Below are 20588 nucleotides of genomic sequence, written 5' to 3'. Positions count from 1 at the left end.
GTGCTGAAGGTGGCTCGCTGGTCTCAGCAGACGTGGAACACGGTCCGCCCACCTTCATTCACCGAACTCGACTGTGGTGGCCGCTGCTGGATCAGCGAATGGAACGCCGACCCCGAACCGTTCGTCCGGAAGGCCGCCGATCAGATCCTCGACACCCTCGCCGCCGATCGCCGGCGAATTGCCGGTTCACCGCTCGGTGTCTCCAGCCACCCGGCGGAACCTCGCCCGGCCGAACGGAAAACGAATCGGGGCCGCGATCGCACTGACCGCGGCCCCCGATTCGAGCGGTGACCTCAGGCCTGCACGAGCGCGTCCACCGCGCTGTAGAACAATCCGAGCCCATCGTCGGACGGGCCGGTGAGCGCATCGATCGCGTGCTCCGGATGCGGCATCAGGCCGACCACGCGGCCGTTCTCACTGGTGATGCCCGCGATGTCGTTGCGGGAGCCGTTCGGGTTGCCGCCGACGTAGCGGAACGCCACCCGGCCCTGCGCCTCCAACATGTCCAAAGTGGACTGCTCGGCGACGTAGCAGCCGTCGTTGTTCTTCAGCGGGACGAGGATCTCCGCGCCCGGCTCGTAGCGGGTGGTCCAGGCGGTGGTGTGGTTGTCGATGCGCAGCCACTGGTCGCGGCACACGAAGTGCAGGCCCTGGTTGCGGATCATCGCGCCGGGCAGCAGGCCGGCCTCGCACAGGATCTGGAAGCCGTTGCAGATGCCCAGCACCGGCATACCCTTGCGGGCGGCCTCGATCACCGACGTCATCACCGGGGCGTAGCGGGCGATCACACCCGCGCGCAGGTAGTCGCCGTAGGAGAAACCGCCGGGGACGACCACCGCGTCCACGCCGCGCAGGTCCTCGTCGGCGTGCCAGAGCGAGACCGCCTCGGCATCGGCGTAGCGGACCGCGCGGGCCGCGTCACCGTCGTCGAGCGTGCCGGGGAAGGTGATGACGCCGATCCGCGCGCTCACGCCTCGACCCGCCGGATGGTCCACTGCTCGATCACCGGGTTGGCCAGGAAGCCCTCGGCGATCTTGGCCAGCGTCTCGTCGTCGACCGTGTCGTCGACCTCGAGTTCGAAGTGCCGCCCCTGGCGCACCTCGGTGACCCCGCTGAACCCGAGCCGGGGCAGCGCACGGGCCACCGCCTGTCCCTGCGGGTCGAGGATCTCGGGCTTGGGCATGACGTCGACGACGACTCGGGCCACGGCAGGCTGCTCCTTGTTCACGCAGGTCGTGGGGGCGGTACTACACGCCTGAGCCTACTTGACCGGTATCTCGCCAGGGCCGCACGGTGCCCGCGACAGCAGCGCAGCTCACACTCGCGGCTTCCGGGGGTGAGCACCTTGGCAAGACGCGATCGGGCCGAGCCAGGTCGACGAGATACTCCAGAGGTCACCCACTATGCTGACACGAAGTATTCACCACGCCCACGATTCACCCTTTCAGACCGACGGTCCGCACATCGCCACAAGTTTTCCACAGAGTGAAATCTTTCCATTCATCCGGGAACCCCATCTCGCCAATACTTCTACCCGCCGTCTCCAATCCCGAATCCAGGATTTCACGAAGCCGTTCAGGATAAGGATACTCAGGTGAGATACCCCTCAGCAAAAACCGAATTATGGACAGAGCTGAATAGACTCGGCTGGTCGCCGCTTCCGAACGGCCGATATGCTTCAATTCTGGCATAGCCGCGAGATTACGTGAGGCAACCTGGACCGTCATATTCCTGTTCCACAGACGAGAGTGATGCGCGCAGACGTTCCGAATGTAGTTGAGGACGCGCATCCAGTTCGCCAGGGCAGAACCATTACCCCCTCCCCGGCCGTCGACAACGCCGAGTTCGCGAGCGATCTCATCGCGATCACTCCGCTTCGCCCCCGAATAAAGTGTTGACAGCAGGCCGAAGTCCATTATTTCGGAAGCAACCCAAACGGGCAGTACGCCGTCATACTTGTCTTTGAAATGCTGGACGAAGTCCTCGGTGGAGCGGCGCTGCGCTTCCGCTATTCGCGAAAGCCAGGTAGCATACCTTGACTTTCCGTCTTTACCCTTCTCGGATAACCTGCCATCCAGCTCTCGAGGATCAAGGTGAGCGAAAGCACCACGTCGGCCAATTGTATATGCGGTTCGTACACGCAGTGATACCTCGATGTGCTCGATGCAGTCGAGCACCAGAAGTTTGAGCCTTCGATCCAGTTCGTAAAGGGCCAAGACCCGGTCAAGACTGGTGCCGGCGCGGAACTCGTCACCACGAGGCAAACCTGGGGAAACCGCCGCTTTTCGGTATGGGTACCAGTATCCGCTCAATCGGTAGTAACCGACTCGCATCAGTGCCGCTTCGGCTTCGGCCGTTCGCCGGATCTCCATCCCGCGAGCCTGCAGAAGCTCAACTTGCCGGCCGTAGGTCAAATGCGGTTTTAGGTAGGTCACCCCGAGTCCCTGGAAAAAGGAAAACCAGCCCGTGCTCGAGAGCAGAGGGGCTGGCCATGTTGCACACAGTGTAACCAGCTGAGTGGTCCGGCGCAAGGCCGGATGCCGCTTCCCCGCGAACGCAAGACGATCATGGTCGACACGAGGCAGCCATCCCCGCTCAGTCCAGGTACCGCGAAGCAAGCCGTGGACTCTGCCCACCGAGCGCCGCGAGATCCGCCCGAAAAACCGCGTCCAGCAGCCCCGTGTCCTCCACCCCCGGGGCGCAGACGACCTCACCCAGCGCCAGCCCGCGCAAGCTGGCCGTGACGACGTCGCCGGGTGTCATCCGGGGGACCGCGCTCAGGTCGAGGCCCTGCCGTTCGTGGAACTCGGTGGCCACCACGCCCGGGACCACGACCTGGACGGCGACGCCGGTGCCGGCCAGTTCCACGCTCAACGCCTGCGACATAGTGACCAGGTAAGCCAGCGTGCCGGCGTAAACCGCGCGGCGCGGTTGCACGGAGGCCGGAGCCGGACCGCTGAAGGCGAACATGCCGGACACGTTGACGATGGCGCCGGTGCCGCGCTCCCGCATGCCCCTGACCGCGGCGCGGGCGAGCATGGTGGACGCGACGACCTTGACCTGGACGACCTCGTGCGCCTTGTCCGCGGGCAGCTCCGCCAGCGCCATGTAGTGCGACACCCCGGCGTTGTTGACGAGCAGGTCGAGCGGCTCCTCCGCGCAGATCCCGGCGATCACGTCGATGCCTTCGCCGGTGGACAGGTCGGCGGCCACGGTCCGCACCGCGGGATGGGCCGCGGCGAGTTCCGCCAGCCGGTCGGTATTGCGGCCGACCAGGATCAGCGCGTAGCCCTCCGCGGAAAGCCGCTCCGCGTAGGCCTTGCCGATACCGGAGGTGGCTCCGGTGACCAGGGCGAGCTTGCTCATTGAGAGTCCTTTCGTCCGCTCGCCCCTCGTCTTCGCGACCCGGGCCGGGGCCGGCCGGCCCCCTCACCCTCCCGGGAACCAGCGGCTCAGTTCACGCGCCGGAGCGTCTCCCTGGTCAGGTCGGCCAGCGCCGGATACCCGTCGACGCCCATGATCAGGTCGGCCTCGGCCAGGATGGTGCGCAGCACGTGCACCACCCCGTCGGTGCCGGCCAGCGACAGGCCCCAGGCGTACGGACGGCCGATGCCGACCGCGGTGGCGCCGAGGGCGAGTGCCTTGATCACGTCCGCACCGGAACGGATTCCGGAGTCGAACAGGACCGGCACGCCGTCCGCCGCGTCGACGACCTCGGTGAGGCAGTCCAGGGCGGGCAGTCCGCCGTTGGCCTGCCGTCCGCCGTGGTTGGAGCAGTAGATGCCGTCCACGCCACCGGCGATGGCACGGCGGGCGTCGTCGGGGTGCTGGATGCCCTTCACCAGCAGCGGCAGGTCCGTGAGCGAACGCAGCCAGGGGAGATCGTCCCAGGTCAGGGGGTTGCCGAAGACCTGAGCCCAGGTACCGACGGTGGCGCGCGGATCGGCCTCCGGATCCTGGCCCAGCAGCTTCCGGAACATCGGATCGCTGGTGTAGTTGGCCAGGCAGTGCCCCCGTAGCTGGGGGAAGTTCGACGTGGCCAGATCCCGCGGCCGCCAGCCGGTGACCCAGGTGTCGAGGGTGACCACGATGCCGCGGAACCCGGCCGCCTCCGCCCGCGCGACCAGCGATTCGGCCAGCGCGCGGTCGGTCGGGGTGTAGAGCTGGAAGAAGCCGGGGGTGTCACCCAACTCGGGGACAACCTGCTCCATCGGATCGGCGCTGAGGGTGGACGCGACCATCGGCACCCCGGTGCGCGCCGCGGCGCGAGCGGTGGCGAGGTCGCCGTGGCCGTCCTGCGCGCAGATGCCGAGTACGCCGATCGGCGACAGGAACAGGGGGGTCGGCAGCCGCAGGCCGAACAGGTCCACGGACAGGTCACGATCGGTGGCTCCGACGAACATCCGGGGCATCAGCCCCCACCGTTCGAAGGCTTCCACATTCGCCCGCTGGGTGCGCTCATTCCCCGCACCACCGGCCACATAGGACAGTACTGACGGTGGAAGTGCCTGCGCGGCACGTGCTTCCAGCTCCGCGTACGCCATCGGCAGCGACGGCACCCGGCCGGCCAGCCCGGCCAGGTAGATCTCGTTCTGATAGTCGCCGAAGCTGGGCAACGAGGTACTCCTCAACGTTTTCCGTGCAGGAAGGTGACCAGCCTGGCCACCATCGGGTCGGCGGATGCCCTGCGATGGAAGGAAGTGAGCGTGATCGGTGCGGTGAACCGCTGACGCGCGACCGCCTTCGGCCGGGAGAACTCGCGCAGGCCTTCCGGGCCGTGGATCCGGCCGAACCCGGATTCCCCGACGCCGCCGAAGGGCAGCGAAGCGATCCCAGCGAACGACAGTGGCGCGTTGATCGACGTCATACCCGCGCGCAGCCGCGAAGCCAGCTCGACACCGCGAGTCTTCGAGAAGACCGTGGAACCGAGGCCGTACTTCGTGGCGTTGGCCTTCTCGATGGCTTCGTCCATGTCCCTGACCTTCGCGATGGTGACCGTCGGCCCGAAGGTCTCTTCACGGACTGCCTCGGCGTCTTCGGGGACATCCACCAGCACTGTCGGCTGGGCGTACCGGTCATCGACGCTGTCCACACCGCCCACCAGCGCCTTCCCGCCGCGCTCGACAGCGTCCGCGATGTGGCGACGGATCACGCCGAGCTGCGACGGCATGGTCACCGGGCCGTACTGCGCGGCCGCATCAGAGCCCGCGCGGACGTCCTTCGTCTTCTCGACCACCTTCGCCACGAAATCGTCGTACACGCGCTCATGCACGTACGCCCGCTCGACGCCGATACAGGTCTGCCCGGAGTTCGAGAACGCTCCCCAGACCGTGGCGTCCGCCGCCGCATCGAGGTCCGCGTCCACGTCGACCAGCAGCGGGTCCTTGCCGCCGGCCTCGATCACCACCGGGGTGAGCGTGTTCGCCGCTGCCGCCATGATCTTCTTCCCGGTGGCGGTCGACCCGGTGAACGCGATCTTGTCGACGCCGGCGCCGACAAGCGCCCCGCCCGTCTCCCCGAAGCCGGTGATCAGCTGCAGCACAGGCTGCTCCGGCACGATCTCGGCGAACGCGTCGACCAGCCACTTCCCGACGCCGGGCGTGTACTCGCTCGGCTTGAACACCACCGCGTTGCCCGCAGCGAGCGCGTACGTGATCGAGCCGAGCGGCGTGTACACCGGGTAGTTCCATGGGCCGATCACGCCGACTACGCCGAGCGGGCGGTATTCGACCGTCGCTGCCTGGTTGGCCATCAGCAGCCCGGTGGAACGGCGCTGGCGGCCCAGCACCTTGCGCGCGTGCTTCGCCGCCCAGGAGATGTGCTCGATCGCGAGCACGCTCTCCAGCTGGGCGTCCCGTAGCGGCTTACCGGTCTCGTCGCGCACCGCCTGGCACAGCTGCGGCAACCGCCGCGTGAGCACGCCCTTCCACCGCTGAAGCCGCTCCGCGCGGCCCGCGTAGCCGAGACCCTCCCACCACAGCGCAGCACCGCGCGCACGTTCTACCGCCGCGCGAACCTCGTCGGCTGTGTGCACCGCGTACGTGCCGACCACCTCGTCGGTCGCCGGATTGAGTGAGTCGAACGTCTCACCGACCGGGGTCGGCTTCGGCTGAACGGCGGTCATCGGCGTCTCCCATGTCCGGTTCTCCCCAGGCTACGAGGCTGCTGGCCGTCTGCCAACAACCGTCCTCAGGGCGTACTGATCAGCATCGCACCGCCTCACCCGGGGCGGAACCCCGCCGATCCGCGCGCCGGGTGAGACCACGCGCCCGTGGCGAATCATGCGTGGCCGGGCATAGGGTGAACCGACCAGGCGAGAAGGAGAAGCCCGATGCAGTTCGTCCATTTCGGACATGCGTGCGTGTTGCTCGAAACCGATTCCGAGCGGATCCTGATCGACCCGGGCACGTTCTCGACCGCGTTCGAGGGGGAGCGCGAGCTGTCCGCGGTGCTGATCACCCACCAGCACTTCGACCATCTGGACACCGAACGGCTGCCTGCCCTGCTGGCCGCGAACCCGGACGCGAAGCTGATCGTGGACCCCGGGTCCGCCGAGACCGTGCGGAAGCTGGGCCTGGACCACGAGGTCGCCCGTCCCGGAGAGGCCTTCGAGATCGGCTCGACCCCGGTGCATGTGGTCGGCGGCGACCATGCGGTGATCCATCCGGACATCCCGGTGATCCCGAACATCGGCTACGTGCTCGGCCACGGCGCCTTCTATCACCCCGGTGACTCGTTCTTCGTGCCCGAGCAGCGGATCGACGTGCTGGGCCTGCCGACCGGCGCGCCGTGGCTGAAGGCGGGCGAGGCCGTGGACTTCCTGCGCGCGGTGGCTCCGCGCCGCTCGGTCCCGATCCACGAGGCGGTGCTGGCCAACCCCGCAATGCACTACGGGCTGTTCCAGAACCTGGCGCCGGAGGGCACCGAGATCAAGATCCTCGAACGCGGGGCGCGGACCGCGGTCTGATCCTTCACGCAGCGGCGACGTGGCGAAGCGAGCCGTACGTGCTGCCGAACGCCCGGTTCTCCAGCGCCACGTCGACCGCATCGAACAACGCCTGGCGCAACCCCGGACGGGCCAGGTCGCCCGCGTCGATGTCCAACCGGACGAGGCCGCCGCGACGGGCGGCACGGGCGGCGGCCAGCACCAGCGCGAAGCAGCGGACCGTCTCGGTGCGGTGGGACTGACTCGTGAACTCCTGTACCCGCGCGCGGGTTACCTCGCCAGTGTGCAGGTTCCGCACCGCAACCAGGTCCGCGCACAAGCTGAAGCCGTGCTCACGCAGGGCCTGCAGTGTGCCCTGCGACGCGAGCCAGCGCGGCGGGGCGAAGCCGTCGACCTGTACGCCGGTGGTGTCCAGCGCGGCCTTCGCGGCTATCAGCCGCAGGCGGGCCTCATGCGCGGGCAGCGCGGCGAATTCCGCTTTGCGGCCCAGCTGCACGGCGCGGTGCGTCGGCAGGACACTGTGGTCGTAGCCGTGCAGCAGCACGGAATCGCCGGCTTCGCGGCGAGCCCGGACCCATGCGGTGACCGGACCGTCCTCGGTGCGGGCAACGTGCAGAACCGACAACGGGACGCGACGGCGCACTAGTTCGGTCGCCAAGTCCGCGCAGCGGTGCAGCGTGCGCGGGGTGACCCCGGACAGCGAAACCAGCAGACGAGCATCCACGGCTCTATTGCGCCGCAACCCGATGGCGGCCAGGAGACGACGCCGTGAACTACGCGTGAGGGTTATCCGGCGACCGGACGGCGGCGGCCGCGGCGAGGCCGGCCCATCGCCAGACCAACGCTGTGAAGGGACCCTTCACAGCCTCAGAGTCCGTGAAGGGACCCTTCACGGACTCCGGCGGGAGGGCCGGGACTCACCGGCTCGCTTCGACCAGCCGGCGCACCACGACCGCGATACGGCCGCCGAGATCAGGATCGGTGACCCGCCCATCCGCGACCACGGCACGCGAGACCGGGATGCGCACGCACGCCTCGTCGATGATGCGGGCACCGGCATAGCCCAACGTCTTGCGCAACGACGCGTGCGCATCGGCACCGCCGGTCGGCGCCGCGACCGACGAGGCATTGATCCAGGCGACCGGCTTGCCGTCCAGCTCACCGCCGCCGATGGTCCAGTCGAGCAGGTTCTTGAACGACCCCGGCAGCCCGCCCGCGTACTCCGGCGTGCAGAACAGCACCGCCTCCGCCGCCCCGAGCAGCAACCGTAACGCGGCCACCTCGGCAGGCAGCGGATCACGATCGTCGTCCGGGTTGAAGTGCGGAAGATCAGCGAGCCCACGATAAATCCGCGCCTCGCTGAACCCCGCGGCCGTACCGAGCACCGCGCCATTGACCGAACCCGCCCGCAGGCTCCCGCTGATCAGCAGAATCACGCGGCCAGTGTGCCATCCCTCCGCCGTAGTGCGCCCGCGGTGCGGACCTCACGCGCCCGGCGAACCGGGCCGGCACCGGAGGCGGTCCCCGGCGCGGACCGGATCGGCGAGACCGCGACCGTGCGCCCGCCGCGACCGGACTCGCCGCCCGTGGGGATCGGTGAACCGTTGCCAGGTAGGGAAAATCGTGCGACGTACCCGGCCCGCTGTCCGGAGGATGGCCGCGCCGTGCCGGCGGAATCCGGGGAGTCGTTGCTGCGCAAGCAAAAGTGCGCGGCGGACAGCCACGTCCGGCGTCCGGTGGACGGCTTCGGGCCACCGCAATGGCAACCACGAACCACTGCCATGGCGGAAGAACCCCACGGCGGGTCGGCGCACCCGCCACCCGGGCAATCCAGCGGATCGGAAGAAGCTCGCGAACCGGTGTGGCACAAGGGGAATCTCGCGGCACGCGGCCAGCCGAAGCAGCCGGCGAACAGCCCTCCACCTCGGCAGCGCGGACCTGCGAACCGGTGCCGGACGACCTGGTCGTCCGGCAGATTCCGGTTGCGCCACCGCTGCCCGGTACCGGCGCCGCACTCATGCGTCCCCCTCTCGGCACTCCTTCATCCCCGGTGTGCCGACCGCCACCGACAATTCCCGGAGCACCGTGGCGAGCAGCGCTTGTGCCGCCGATCTCGGCAAGGCCAGATTCAGCAGGGTTTCCGCCACCTCGCGGTAGCGCGCCACGCGCACCGGACTCGAACTGTTCGCGCTCTCGCTCAGCAGCCGCTCGTGCACGATCGTGGGCAGGTTGGCGAAATCGAAGATCGTGAACGGCCTGGCGAGCCCCGGACGGTACTCCTGCTCCGCCGGGACCAGGCGGACGTCGATCTCGTCGAGTTCCAGTGCCGCCCCCAGGCCGCGGAGCTGCTCCGTCATCACCTCCGCGCTGCCGATCCTCCTGCGCAGCGCCGTTTCTCCCACCACCAGTACGCACCGCCCGGTCGCTTCACGCCACGCGGGCCGTTCCTCCTCCCCCTTCGCGGCTCCGCGCACTGCGCGCGCGTACCCGCTCGTCTGCAGCAACGGCGGTACCAGATCCGGGCCCCACGCGAACACTGTCCGCGCCGTTCTCTCCCACTCCCGGTACGCCTCTTCGCCGCCGGTTGCTATCCAGTCCTGCTCGCGCGCTCCGCGCGCCATCTCCACTATTCGCCTTCGGTCTGCGCCGATTACCCGGCAGTGCGCCAGTACCGCCCCCACGTCCTCCGGTTTCGGCAACCGCAGTCCGCGTTCCCAGTTCGTCACGAACCCGGGCGTCATTCCCAGGAGGCGGGCGAGTTCTCGTACACCCAGTCTTCGTCTTTTCCGCGCCGTGCGGAGCTCCAGGCCCAGCGCCCTTGCTCGCGGTGTTGCGTACGGTGTTGACATGGTTGCAGTCTGTCACGGGGTGCCGACAGTTTCGGGGTTTGGCAGTTGGGGTTAGGTCCTCTTCTCGCGGCTAGGCCACTCTTGCCGCCCGCTTCTCCTTGCCTCTACCCCCACTCCTCCAACCGTGCCCCCGTCATCTTCTCGTACGCCTCCACGTACCTCCGTCGCGTTGCCTCCACCACCTCTTCCGGCAGGCTCGGCGGCTTCTCCCCGGACTTCCGGTCCCATCCCGACTCCGGTCCGGTCAGCCAGTCGCGTACGTACTGCTTGTCGAACGACGGCTGTACCCTGCCCGGCTCGTAGCCCTTCGCCGGCCAGTACCGCGACGAGTCCGGCGTCAGCACCTCGTCCGCCAGGACCAGCGCACCCGTCTCGTCCAGCCCGAACTCCAGCTTCGTGTCCGCCAGCAGGATCCCGCGCTCCGCGGCCAGCTCCGCCCCGCGGCGGTACACCGTCAGCGTCGCCTCGCGAACCTCTTCCGCTCGCTTCGTCCCGATCTTCGCCGCGATCTCTTCGAACGACACGTTCTCGTCGTGCTCACCGAGATCAGCCTTCGTCGCCGGGGTGAAGATCGGCGAAGACAACTTCGAGGCCTCCGTCAGCCCCTCGGGAAGCTGTACGCCGCACACTGCGCCCGTACGCCGGTAGTCCGCGTACCCAGACCCCGTGAGGTACCCGCGCACCACAGCCTCAACCGGCAGCATCTCAAGTCGCCGTACGAGCAACGCCCGGCCACGGACCTCCTCCGGGATGCGCGGATCGTCGTACGCGACAAGGTGGTTCGGCATCAGGTCCGACAGCTGGTCGAACCAGAACACGCTCATTGCCGTCAGCACGCGGCCCTTGTCCGGGATCGGCGTGTCCAGCACAAAGTCGTAAGCAGAAATACGGTCCGAAGCGACCAGCAGCAGGTGGTCGTCTCCGACCGCGTACAGCTCCCGGACCTTGCCGGCAGCGATCTTCGGGTAATCGGCGAGCGTCGTCACCGCTGCACCCTAACCCGAGGCCCCGCGGAGCGAGGATGATGCAGGTCATGGCGTGGATCTCGTTCACCACCGACTACGGGCTCCGCGATGGCTTCGTGGCCGCGTGCCACGGGGTCATCGCGCGGCTGGCCCCCGAAGCACGCGTGCTCGATGTGACCCACCTCGTGCCGCCACAGCAGGTACGCCACGGCGCCGCCGTCCTTGCGCAGACCGTGCCGTACCTGCCCGAAGCAGTGCATCTCGCCGTCGTCGACCCCGGCGTCGGCACCGAACGGCGCGGCGTGGTCGTCGTCACCGCGCACGGCTTGCTCGTCGGCCCCGACAACGGGCTGCTCATACCCGCCGCCGACGCCCTCGGCGGGGTGATCGCGGCCTACGCGCTTGACTGTCCCGAACCCGCGTACGCGACCTTCCACGGGCGGGACGTCTTCGCGCCCGCCGCCGCGCGTCTGGCACGCGGGGCAGAACCCGGGTCGTTCGGACCTGCCGTGGAAGACCTCGTGCGGCTGCCGGATCCGCTGGTCGCGGCGTTCCCCGGCAAGCTCGTCTCGGACGTGCTCGCCGTCGACCACTTCGGCAACGTCCAGCTCGCCGCGACCCCCGCGGACCTGGAGCTGACCGGGCTCACCGGCACGGTCACCGTGCACAGCGAACGGATCGCGGTATCCGCGGAACTCGGCCGGACCTTTGCCGACGTGCCGCCCGGCGCGAACCTGGTCTACCCCGATTCGGCGGGCCGTCTCTCGGTCGCGGTGAACGGCGGCTCGGCGGCCACCGTGCTCGGGCTCAGCTCTTCCGGCGAATGCACCATCACCGCGTCGCCCACGGCCAGCTGACCAGGCTGGAGCACCGCCGCCTTCATGCCGAACAGAACCCCGCCTTCGACGTCACGGCGATACGTCGCGAGCGTGCGAATCGGCTCCGGCCCACGACGTTCGCCGGTGGCCTGATCGACCATCGGCACCGCGCACCGCACGCACAGCCTGGCGTAACCCAGCTCCACGCCCCCGGCCCGCAGGCGACGTACCGAATCCTCGGCATAGGGCGTCACCCACCCGCGCACCACCACGTTCGGCCGGAACCGGTCCATCGGCACGGGTTCCCCGCCACGGGCCGCGATCCGCTCGTTCAGGCAGTCCAAAGAGGACTCCGAGGCGACGAGCACCGCATGCCCGTCCGCGAACGTCGTGGTACCGGGGATCTCCCCGCTGGTCACGCGCTCGTGCGCGGGCGAGACTCCGAGCAGCACCGACGGCACACCCAGCACCGCGGAAAACCACTCGGCCGCGTCCGCGCCCTGATGCACGCCCTCGCCCTGCCAGCTGAACACGCTCGCGGGCCGGCGCCGCCCGTCCGGGCGAACCTCGATCACCAGGTCCTGGACCCCGGGCGCGGACAAGGCCAGCCGCTTCCCGCCGTCGAGCACCCTCGGGCGCACCGCGGCCAGCACCGGAAACCGGCGCTGGCTGCGGAACTCGCCCTCCGGCGAGGTGATGACGAAACACCGGTCGTGAGCCAGCCCCGCCGGCGTCACCTCGGCATCCGCCACCGACGTGCCCGCACAGCCCTTGATCGGGTAATACGTCAGCTGGGAGACGGTCGTCATATCGCTCAGCCTAACCGGCCACGCTCACAGCACCTGCGAAAGGAACTGCTGCAGCCGCGGGCTCGACGGCTCGTCGAAGATCCGGTCCGGGGTGCCGTGCTCGACAATGCGGCCGCCGTCCATGAAGGCGACCTCGTCGGCCACGCGGCGCGCGAAGCCCATCTCGTGGGTCACCACGAGCAGCGTCAGGCCCCGGCCGGCGAGTTCGGCCATCAGGTCGAGAATGCCCTTCACCAGTTCCGGATCCAGTGCACTGGTCGCCTCGTCGAACAGCATCACCTCCGGCTCCATGGCCAGCGCGCGGGCGATCGCGACCCGTTGCTGCTGGCCGCCGGACAGCGCGGCGGGGCGGTACGGAGCCTTGTCGGCAAGCCCCACCTCCGCCAGCCGCGTCCGCGCACGTTCCGCTGCGTCCTCTTTGGACAGCTTCCGCACACTGCGCAGCGGCAGCACGATGTTGTCCAGCACGGTGCGATGCGGGAACAGGTTGAAGTGCTGGAAGACCATGCCCACCCGCTGGCGCAGCACGTCCGGATCGGCCTTGATCACGCTTTCACCGTCGAGCAGCAGGTCGCCCCGATCGGGCTCCTGCAACCGGTTCACGCACCGCAGCAGCGTCGACTTGCCCGAACCGGACGGGCCGATCACGCAGGTCGTACTCGCGCTCGGCACCTTCAGGTCCACCCCGCGCAGCACCTCCAGGGTGCCGAAGGAGACGTGGATGTCCCGCAGTTCCACCGAAGAGGACCGCACCGCCGTCGTCGTCACGCTTTCACCACCTCACCGGCCGCGAGTTCGGTATCGGCGCGCACCTTGCCGCCGGTCCGCAGCCGCTTGTCGATGTAGTTCACCAGGTGCGTAAGCGGGATCGTGATCACCAGGTACACGCAGCCCGCGGCGACCAGCGGCGATTCGTTGCCGGTGTTGGCCGCCAGATCCTGCCCGATCCGGAACAGCTCGCGCTGCGAAGTGATGAACCCGAGGAAGTACACCAGCGTCGAATCCTTCACCAGCGAGATGAACTGGTTCACCAGCGCGGGCAGCACCCGGCGCACCCCCTGCGGGATGACCACCAGCAGCATCGCCTTGCCGTAGCTCATGCCGAGCGCGCGGCTGGCCTCCAACTGTCCTTTGTCGACACTCTGGATGCCGGCCCGGAAGATCTCCCCGATGTAGGCCCCGGCGATCAGGCTGAGTGCCAGGATGCCCAGCGGATACGGGTTGGTGCCCACCAGCCCGCGCGCGAGCGTGGCCAGGCCCTGGCCGATCACCAGGATCGTGAGGATGGCCGGCAACCCGCGGAAGATGTCCGTGTACACCCGCGCCGGCCAGCGCAGCCAGCGCTTCGCCGAAAGCCCCATCACCGCGACCACCATGCCCAGCACGGTGCCGATCACCGCCGAAGAGGCCGACAGAATCAGTGTGTTGGCCAGCCCGGTCTTGAGCAGATCCGGGAAGACCTGCCAGATGTAGTCCCAGTTGAGGAACGTGTCGAAGAACTGATCCATCTGTTCACTTGCTCTTGAAGTCGGCGGGGACCGGCTGGCCCGGCTCGAACTGCTGGTGCACCTTCTGCCAGGCGCCGTCCGCGATGACCTTCTTGATCCCGTCGTTCAGCTTGGCCAGCAGATCGTTGTTGCCCTTGCGCACCGCGAACCCGTGCGGAATGGTCGTGGTGATCACCTTCGTGACCTTCAGCCCGGGATTCTTCTTCGCGTAGTCCTCGGCGGAGACCTGGTCGAACACCGCCGCGGCGATCCCGCCGCTGGTGAGCGCGCTGACCACGGCCGCGTCGTTCGGGAAGCGCACCGCCTGCGCGGCGGCCGCGTTCGCCCCGAGCCAGGTATCCGACACGGTGCCCTGCACCACGCCGACCCGCTTGCCCGGCAACGAGTTCTCGTCGCTCACCCCGGCCTCGGGCTTGGCCTCGATGCCCAGCGACTGGTAGTTGTACGGATCGCTGAACGCCACCGTCTTCTTGCGCTCGTCGGTCTGCGAGATACCGCCGCTGCCGACGTCGAACGAACCGCTCGCGACTTGGCCGAGCAGGGCGGAGAAGTCGCTGGACGCGAACTCCAGCTTCAGCCCCTCCTTGTCCGCGATCGCGCGGAGCAGCTCGTTGTCGAATCCGGTGTAGGTGCCGTTTTCCTGGTAGGCGTTGGGCCGGGAGTCGCTCAGCGTGCCGACCCGCAGCGTGTCGCTGTCCGCGCCGCCGCAGGCGGTGAGCCCGGCGACCAGCGCCGCCGCGACACCGGTGACCATCAGCTTCTTCATGTCACTCCTAGGCTTGCGCGCTTCGACCGGACCGGCCGGTGAATCTTATGCCAACCACCGAGCTTCTTCACGAATTCCTCACCGGCAAACCCGAGCCTCCCTTGTCGAGTTCCTTCGCGATCGGCGCGGACCGGTAGAACTGCGCGTGCAGCCTGGCCGCGGTGCCGTCCGCGATCGCCTTGGCCAGCCCGTCGTTGATCTTGTTTAGCAGGTCGGTGTTCGATTTGGCCACCGCGAACGCGGACGGGGTGTCCTTGTCCAGCACGGTGTAGCCGAATTCCAGCGGTACCGCCGGGTTCTGGTCGAGGTACTTCTGCCCGATGTCCTTCGGCACCACCCAGCCGTCCAGCCCGCCACTGCGCAGCTGGGCGAACCCGGCGTTGTAGTCCGGGAATCGCACGACCTCGGCGCCGGCCAGCTTCGCCGCGAACTCGTCCTGCACCGAGCCCTGCACCACGCCCAGCCGCTTGCCCGCGAACGAGCCCGGGCCGCTCAGCGCGGCGCCCTTTTTCGTGACCACGGTGGTGTAGCTCGTGTCGTAGCCGTTCGAGAACGCCACGGTCTTCTTGCGCGCGCCGGTCGCGGAAATCGTCGAACTGCCGATGTCGAGCTGCCCGCCGGCCACCTTGCCCAGCAGCGTGGCGAACTCGGTGCCGACGAACTCGACCTGGAAGCCCTCGCGCTGGGCGATGTCCCTCAGCAGCTCGTTGTCATATCCGGTGAACCGGCCGTCCTGGAGGAAGATGCTCGGCGGGGCGTCGGTGAGGGTGCCGACCCGCAGGGTCTGCCCGGCGGAGTCGCCGGACGAACCGCAGGCGGCGAGACCGGCAGTGGCGGTCACGACGAGTACGAGGGTGCTGAGGAGCTTTCTCATGAGCTTCTTCCTGGTACGCACGGCAAGAAGCGCCAGGCCGCGGAGTGCGACCTGGCACTTGCAAGGGTTTCGGCGTCCGAGGTTATGGATTTCGCTCGTCGGGGTAAGCCCGTCTCAGCCGGTGGACGTGGTGCGGATGATCACAGGATCGGCTGCGGGGTGTAGGCCGCGGCGTCCGGGAACCGCTTGAGCACGTCCTCCACCCGGCGGGCGACCTCCTCCACCTGCCGCGGGGCGACCCCGGTGAACGAGATCCGGTCGGCGAGCAGATCGTCCAGCTCAGCACGGTCGAGCGGGAGCCGTTGGTCGGCGGCGAGCCGGTCGAGCAGGTCGTTCTCCGCACCGCGCTCGCGCATCGCCAGCGCGACGCCGACCGCGTTCTCCTTGATCGCCTCGTGCGCGGTTTCGCGGCCGACGCCGCGGCGTACCGAGGCCATCAGCACCTTCGTCGTGGCCAGGAACGGGAGATAGCGATCAAGCTCACGCTCCACCACGGCCGGGAAGGCGCCGAATTCGCCCAGCACCGTGAGGAAAGTCTCCAGCAAGCCGTCGAGCGCGAAGAACGCGTCCGGCAACGCGACCCGGCGCACCACCGAATCCGAGACGTCGCCCTCGTTCCACTGGTCACCGGCCAGCTCGCCGATCATCGACAGGTAGCCGCGCAGCACCACGGCGAGCCCGTTCACCCGCTCACAGGAGCGGGTGTTCATCTTGTGCGGCATGGCCGACGAGCCGACCTGGCCGGGTTTGAAGCCCTCGGTGACCAGCTCGTGCCCGGCCATCAGCCGGATCGTCTTGGCCAGGCTGGACGGCGCGGCGGCCAGCTGGACCACAGTGGACAGTACGTCGAAGTCGAGCGAGCGCGGGTAGACCTGGCCGACACTGACGAAGTGGTTGGCGAACCCGAGATGCTCGGCGATCCGGGTCTCCAGCCGCGCCAGCGCAGACTCGTCCCCGAGCAGGTCGAGCATGTCCTGCGCGGTGCCGACCGGCCCCTTGATCCCGCGCAGCGGGTAACGGCCGATCAGCTCGTCGAGCCGGGCGAAGGCGACCAGCAACTCGTCCGCCGCGGTGGCGAACCGCTTGCCAAGCGTCGTGGCCTGCGCGGCGACGTTGTGCGAACGCCCCGCCATCACCAGGTCGGAATGCTCCACCCCGAGCGCGGCCAGCCGAGCAAGCACCGCGGCGACACGGCCGCGGATCAGCTCCAGGGAACGCAACTGCTGCAACTGCTCGACATTCTCGGTGAGGTCACGCGAGGTCATACCCTTGTGCACGTGCTCGTGCCCGGCGAGCGCGTTGAACTCCTCGATGCGAGCCTTCACGTCGTGCCGGGTCACCCGCTCCCGAGCCGCGATGGAGTCGAGATCGACCTGCTCGATGACCCGCTCGTAGTCGGCGAGCACCCCGTCGGGGACCTCGACCCCCAGCTCACTCTGCGCACGCAGCACAGCGAGCCACAACTGGCGCTCCAGCACCACTTTGCGCTCCGGGGACCACAACCGCACCAGCTCGGGCGAGGCGTACCGGGCGGCGAGCACGTTGGGAATACGAGGCTTGTCCGTCACGGGACCACGATACCTGCGCAGGTCAGGGCGGTTGGGTGGGACCTTGGGGAGGGAGGGGGCGGGCGGGTGCTCGGCGTTTTGGCAGGGGCGGACCTCGCGCTCCACGGCCAAGTGGCCGACAACACCCAGTACGCACCACACGCCGGCATTCCGAACCGGGCGTCCGGCTCGTCCGGCTACTCCAGAAGGTGTGACCTCCGCTCCATCAGTCTTGTAACCATCCTTTGTCCGGCACCCTGATACTGCCGGCGCCCCATTGAACGCGTATCAGACAGGCCTCAAGGGTCGCCGGAAACACGACAAGCCGGTTTGCGGGGAGGCACCGTGGCGCTGGATGGACCCGGATTTCACGTCGAGGTCGAAGTATTGGAAGAGGCTTCGAAGGCGATGGGGGAGATAACCAAGAAGCAGGAAGCGTTCGAACTTCGCGGTCTATGCGGGGAAGAGGCCGAGGTCGGCAGCACCGTCATGCGCGAGGCGTTGATGAACTTCTGTATCCGGCTCAGCGAGAGTATGGACGTCTTGTGCAGCAAGGCCGAGGACATGCGCACGGGGCTGAACATCGCCTCAAGGCTGTATCGCGAAGCCGATCAGTCCGCGAAACAAGGCCTGACCGCCGATCCCGCAGTTGCCGCGATGGATGACCGGTAAGGAGAGTGGACGTGGTCGATCGGAAAGAACTCGGTGCGGCGTCCTCATCTGTGGAACTGGTCCCCGGCAAGCCTGAAGCCCTCTACAAGAATGCCGAAGTGTTACGCGATCGCGCGATCGACGTTCTCGCCGACGGCGAGGCGTTGAGGCGGATCGATGTCGGAGCCTGGCGCGGCCCCGCCTACGACGCGTATACCGAGGATAACGAGATCGAAGTCTCCAAATGGCTGAAGACCGGCGACGCTCTCGCGTTCGGCGCGCAAGCGGTGGAATCGTACGCCAACTGTCTGGGCTGGGCCCAGATGCAGGCCGACCAGGCACTTGAACTATACAACCGCGGCGAAGCGCTCACACGGCAAGCGCACGCCGATCATGACCGCGCTGTCGCTGACGCCGGCAGGCAGACTCAGTCGAACGCCGCTCGAGGTGACGGAACAGTTGTCCAGCCGCCGCAGTTTCATGACCTCGGTGCGGAATACCGGCAGGCAGCGCACGAGATCCTGAACCGCGCTCGGCGGCAACTCGACGAAGTCGCGGAAGTCTCCGCGCAAGCGCTGCGCGAGATGACTGACGCCGCGCCGACCGAGACTGACGACGAAACCACAGTCTCAAAGGTCGGCCACACCATCCTTGACGGCCTCGGCATGATTCCCGGGATCGGTGAGATCGCCGACGGCATCAACGCGGGCTGGCACGCGCTACAGGGACATGCCGGCGAGGCCGCACTGTCCGGCGCGGCAGCCGTACCGTTCGCAGGTTGGGCAGCCGGCGGCAGCAAGCTTGCGAAGACGATAGGCAAAGCGCTCGAAAAAGGGGAAGTTGCCAGATTCGGATGGTCATCCCGCATTGGGAAAGATGCCTATCGCAAGAATTTTTTCGACCACTACCCCGAACTTCAGGGAAAGGTACAGGTTCATCATGCCGTCGAGCAGCAGGCCATTGGAAAGCTGTACCCACATCTGGATATAACCAAGCATGAGATGCATTCACTCGACAACCTTCGCGGCATACCCAACGAAGTTACCAACACCCTGCACCAGAGTAAGCTCAGAATGGAGTGGGACGATTTCTACATGGACAACCCGGGAGCGACCAAGCAGGATCTTCTCGACTTTGCCACCAGGATGGACGACAAGTACGGTCACATGTTTACCCCTCCGGTAAGGTAGGAACCATGGCTTACTACATGGTCAAACCAGAGGTCGCGGGACGATTGGGCGAAGGCACGGTGCTTGACCACAGCACTCATCCGCCGCGCGTCGAGCGACTCGAGTACGAGATCGTGGGGTGGACGGGCGACGATCTCATGACCGGGTTTCCCAGCTACGTAATCACCGATCACCTGGCCGGGAAGCTGCGCGGTGCAGGCCTGTCCGGATTTGACCTCCGCGATGTGCGGATCACCTTTTCCCCGGAGGGCGAGGATGCCCTGCGCGTCATGGGATTCAGTGATTTCCCGGCAGTAAAATGGTTCTACGTAACCGGTCAAGCCGAGCGCGATGATTTTGGACTCACGCCACGGGGGCGCCTCGTCGTGTCCGGCAACGGGCTCACCGGGCTGCGGCAAGGCCGGTTGGACCAGGCACGAATTGAAGAGTATGACCCCGAGATCCACAAGTAGCTGCACCTACGGAATTTCGTCGGCCGGCTGAACAGTCCAGCGAACCAAGAGCCTCACCATTCCGCCAATCCCCCATCCGCCAACCGCCACACCGGCGACCGCCATTCATGCCCGGCTTCATCGGCCCGCCGCACCGCCTCCTCGTCGATCTCGACGCCGAGCCCCGGGCCGAGCGGGCGGGCCGCGTACCCGTCGGTGAACCGGAACAGCGTGGAGTCGGCCAGATAAGCCACCGGCTCATGGCCATCGTGGTAGTGCATACCGAAACTCTGTTCCTGGATCAGGAAATTCGGCGTCGCGAACGCCACCTGCAGGGCGGCGGCGAGTGAGATCGGGCCGAGTGGGCAGTGTGGGGCGAGATGCGCGCCGTAGATCTCCGCGAGTGACGCGATCCGCCGCAGTTCTGAGATGCCGCCGGCGTGCGACGGGTCCGGCTGCACCACGGCGACGCCGGCGTCCAGCACCGGCTTGAACTCCCAGCGAGAGTAGAGCCGTTCCCCGGTCGCGATCGGGACGGTGGAGGTCTCGACGACGGACGCGAGCGCCGTCGTGGGTAATTCGGGCAGGATTGGTTCCTCTACGAACATCGGCTGGACCTCTTCGAGCATCTTCAGCAGCCGTCGCGCCATTGCCGGACAGACACGGCCGTGGAAGTCGATCGCCAGGTCGCGGTCCGGGCCGAGGGCCTCGCGCGCCTGCCGCGCGCGGGCGAGGGCGGCGTTCGCCTCGGCAGGTGTGGCGATGGGGGCCAGTGGGCCGGCAACGTTCATCTTCACCGCCGTAAAACCCGCGGCGACCTGCGCGGACACCGCATCGAAAATGCCCGACGGCCGGTCGCCGCCAACCCAGGAGTACACCCGTACCCGGTCGCGGACCGGGCCGCCGAGCAGCTCGTGCACCGGCACGCCGCGCACCTTCCCGGCGATGTCCCACAGCGCATGGTCGATCCCGGCCAGCGCACTGGAGAGCACCGGGCCACCCCGGTAGAACCCGCCCCGGCGCAGCACCTGCCAGTGCTCCTCGATCCGCAGCGGATCCTTGCCGACGACCAGTTCGGCCAGCTCGTGCACGGCCGCGCGGACGGTGCCCGCCCGGCCCTCGACCACGGGCTCACCCCAGCCGCAGATGCCTTCATCCGTGCTGACCTTGAGAAACAGCCAGCGCGGAGCGACCAGGAACGTCTCGATCCCGGTGATCTTCATCCGGATGCCAC

General features: G+C 67.8%; 22 protein-coding genes. 5 read left to right on the top strand and 17 right to left on the bottom strand.

What is annotated here, in order from left to right:
• Positions 1-293: 293 nt before the first annotated feature.
• The 6 genes from purQ to D5S19_RS17620 form a co-directional block, all read right to left on the bottom strand.
• The gene (gene purQ / locus D5S19_RS17645) at positions 294-971 is read right to left on the bottom strand and encodes a phosphoribosylformylglycinamidine synthase subunit PurQ (protein WP_120024421.1); all 678 of its coding nucleotides are present in this window, start codon (positions 969-971) and stop codon (positions 294-296) included.
• The gene (purS, locus tag D5S19_RS17640; protein WP_098512638.1) at positions 968-1207 is read right to left on the bottom strand and encodes a phosphoribosylformylglycinamidine synthase subunit PurS; all 240 of its coding nucleotides are present in this window, start codon (positions 1205-1207) and stop codon (positions 968-970) included. The genes purQ and purS overlap by 4 nt, the downstream gene beginning before the upstream one ends.
• Before the next feature lie 229 nt (positions 1208-1436).
• Positions 1437-2435 (bottom strand): Abi family protein, encoded by a 999-nt coding sequence (locus D5S19_RS17635; RefSeq protein WP_120024420.1) that lies wholly within the window; start codon positions 2433-2435, stop codon positions 1437-1439.
• 160 nt (positions 2436-2595) lie between these two features.
• The gene (locus D5S19_RS17630) at positions 2596-3366 is read right to left on the bottom strand and encodes an SDR family NAD(P)-dependent oxidoreductase (protein WP_120024419.1); all 771 of its coding nucleotides are present in this window, start codon (positions 3364-3366) and stop codon (positions 2596-2598) included.
• An 86-nt stretch (positions 3367-3452) separates the two neighbouring features.
• A complete protein-coding gene (locus tag D5S19_RS17625; protein WP_120024418.1) occupies positions 3453-4616 on the bottom strand; it encodes an alpha-hydroxy-acid oxidizing protein in 1164 nt (387 codons plus the stop codon).
• A gap of 11 nt (positions 4617-4627) precedes the next feature.
• The gene (locus tag D5S19_RS17620; RefSeq protein WP_120024417.1) at positions 4628-6124 is read right to left on the bottom strand and encodes an aldehyde dehydrogenase family protein; all 1497 of its coding nucleotides are present in this window, start codon (positions 6122-6124) and stop codon (positions 4628-4630) included.
• 207 nt (positions 6125-6331) lie between these two features.
• Here D5S19_RS17620 and D5S19_RS17615 point away from each other — a divergent pair, with 207 nt between their 5' ends.
• Positions 6332-6967, top strand: a complete 636-nt coding sequence (locus tag D5S19_RS17615) for an MBL fold metallo-hydrolase (RefSeq protein WP_120024416.1) — start codon at positions 6332-6334, stop codon at positions 6965-6967.
• 4 nt (positions 6968-6971) lie between these two features.
• On the opposite strand, the gene D5S19_RS17610 is transcribed toward D5S19_RS17615, so the two are convergent.
• The 4 genes from D5S19_RS17610 to D5S19_RS17595 all read right to left on the bottom strand — a co-directional run bounded on the left by D5S19_RS17610 (position 6972) and on the right by D5S19_RS17595 (position 10781).
• Entirely contained in the window at positions 6972-7670 is a 699-nt protein-coding gene (locus D5S19_RS17610) for a DUF2334 domain-containing protein (protein WP_233574004.1), read from the bottom strand.
• 193 nt (positions 7671-7863) lie between these two features.
• Complete coding sequence (locus D5S19_RS17605; protein WP_120024415.1) at positions 7864-8382, bottom strand: NADPH-dependent FMN reductase; 519 nt, start codon at positions 8380-8382, stop codon at positions 7864-7866.
• Positions 8383-8961: 579 nt separating this feature from the next.
• Entirely contained in the window at positions 8962-9795 is an 834-nt protein-coding gene (locus D5S19_RS17600) for a helix-turn-helix domain-containing protein (protein WP_120024414.1), read from the bottom strand.
• 104 nt (positions 9796-9899) lie between these two features.
• Positions 9900-10781 (bottom strand): phosphoribosylaminoimidazolesuccinocarboxamide synthase, encoded by an 882-nt coding sequence (locus tag D5S19_RS17595; protein ID WP_120024413.1) that lies wholly within the window; start codon positions 10779-10781, stop codon positions 9900-9902.
• 35 nt (positions 10782-10816) lie between these two features.
• Between D5S19_RS17595 and D5S19_RS17590 the strand changes: the two genes are divergently transcribed.
• Positions 10817-11617, top strand: a complete 801-nt coding sequence (locus tag D5S19_RS17590) for an SAM hydrolase/SAM-dependent halogenase family protein (RefSeq protein WP_325050280.1) — start codon at positions 10817-10819, stop codon at positions 11615-11617.
• On the opposite strand, the gene D5S19_RS17585 is transcribed toward D5S19_RS17590, so the two are convergent.
• The 6 genes from D5S19_RS17585 to purB form a co-directional block, all read right to left on the bottom strand.
• On the bottom strand, positions 11500-12387 hold the full coding sequence (locus D5S19_RS17585) for an MOSC domain-containing protein (protein ID WP_120024412.1): 888 nt from the start codon (positions 12385-12387) through the stop codon (positions 11500-11502). The two genes, D5S19_RS17590 and D5S19_RS17585, sit on opposite strands and share 118 nt — an antisense overlap.
• 24 nt (positions 12388-12411) lie before the next feature.
• Positions 12412-13155 carry an amino acid ABC transporter ATP-binding protein gene (locus tag D5S19_RS17580; RefSeq protein WP_120024411.1) on the bottom strand — a complete coding sequence of 248 codons (744 nt, stop codon included), beginning with the start codon at positions 13153-13155 and terminating at the stop codon, positions 12412-12414.
• Complete coding sequence (locus D5S19_RS17575; protein ID WP_120024410.1) at positions 13152-13895, bottom strand: amino acid ABC transporter permease; 744 nt, start codon at positions 13893-13895, stop codon at positions 13152-13154. The genes D5S19_RS17580 and D5S19_RS17575 overlap by 4 nt, the downstream gene beginning before the upstream one ends.
• 4 nt (positions 13896-13899) lie before the next feature.
• On the bottom strand, positions 13900-14661 hold the full coding sequence (locus tag D5S19_RS17570; RefSeq protein ID WP_120024409.1) for an ABC transporter substrate-binding protein: 762 nt from the start codon (positions 14659-14661) through the stop codon (positions 13900-13902).
• Between the two features lie 67 nt (positions 14662-14728).
• Positions 14729-15535, bottom strand: coding sequence for a substrate-binding periplasmic protein (locus D5S19_RS17565; protein WP_120024408.1), 807 nt, complete (start codon positions 15533-15535; stop codon positions 14729-14731).
• A 140-nt stretch (positions 15536-15675) separates the two neighbouring features.
• Positions 15676-17103, bottom strand: a complete 1428-nt coding sequence (gene purB / locus D5S19_RS17560; protein WP_120024407.1) for an adenylosuccinate lyase — start codon at positions 17101-17103, stop codon at positions 15676-15678.
• A 324-nt stretch (positions 17104-17427) separates the two neighbouring features.
• Between purB and D5S19_RS17555 the strand changes: the two genes are divergently transcribed.
• Genes D5S19_RS17555 through D5S19_RS17545 form a run of 3 tightly spaced genes read left to right on the top strand, consistent with a single transcriptional unit; the run spans position 17428 to position 19375 of the window.
• A complete protein-coding gene (locus D5S19_RS17555; RefSeq protein ID WP_120024406.1) occupies positions 17428-17754 on the top strand; it encodes a hypothetical protein in 327 nt (108 codons plus the stop codon).
• A gap of 11 nt (positions 17755-17765) precedes the next feature.
• The gene (locus tag D5S19_RS17550) at positions 17766-18923 is read left to right on the top strand and encodes a putative T7SS-secreted protein (protein WP_147397429.1); all 1158 of its coding nucleotides are present in this window, start codon (positions 17766-17768) and stop codon (positions 18921-18923) included.
• 5 nt (positions 18924-18928) lie between these two features.
• Positions 18929-19375: a hypothetical protein gene (locus D5S19_RS17545; protein ID WP_120024404.1), complete on the top strand. Its 447-nt coding sequence runs from the start codon at positions 18929-18931 to the stop codon at positions 19373-19375.
• Positions 19376-19428: 53 nt separating this feature from the next.
• On the opposite strand, the gene dgoD is transcribed toward D5S19_RS17545, so the two are convergent.
• Entirely contained in the window at positions 19429-20577 is a 1149-nt protein-coding gene (dgoD, locus tag D5S19_RS17540; RefSeq protein WP_120024403.1) for a galactonate dehydratase, read from the bottom strand.
• Between the last annotated feature and the right edge of the window lie 11 nt (positions 20578-20588).

The organism is Amycolatopsis panacis, assembly GCF_003600245.1.
GTDB classification, from domain to species: domain Bacteria; phylum Actinomycetota; class Actinomycetes; order Mycobacteriales; family Pseudonocardiaceae; genus Amycolatopsis; species Amycolatopsis sulphurea.
This window is presented reverse-complemented; position numbering and strand designations above follow the sequence as displayed.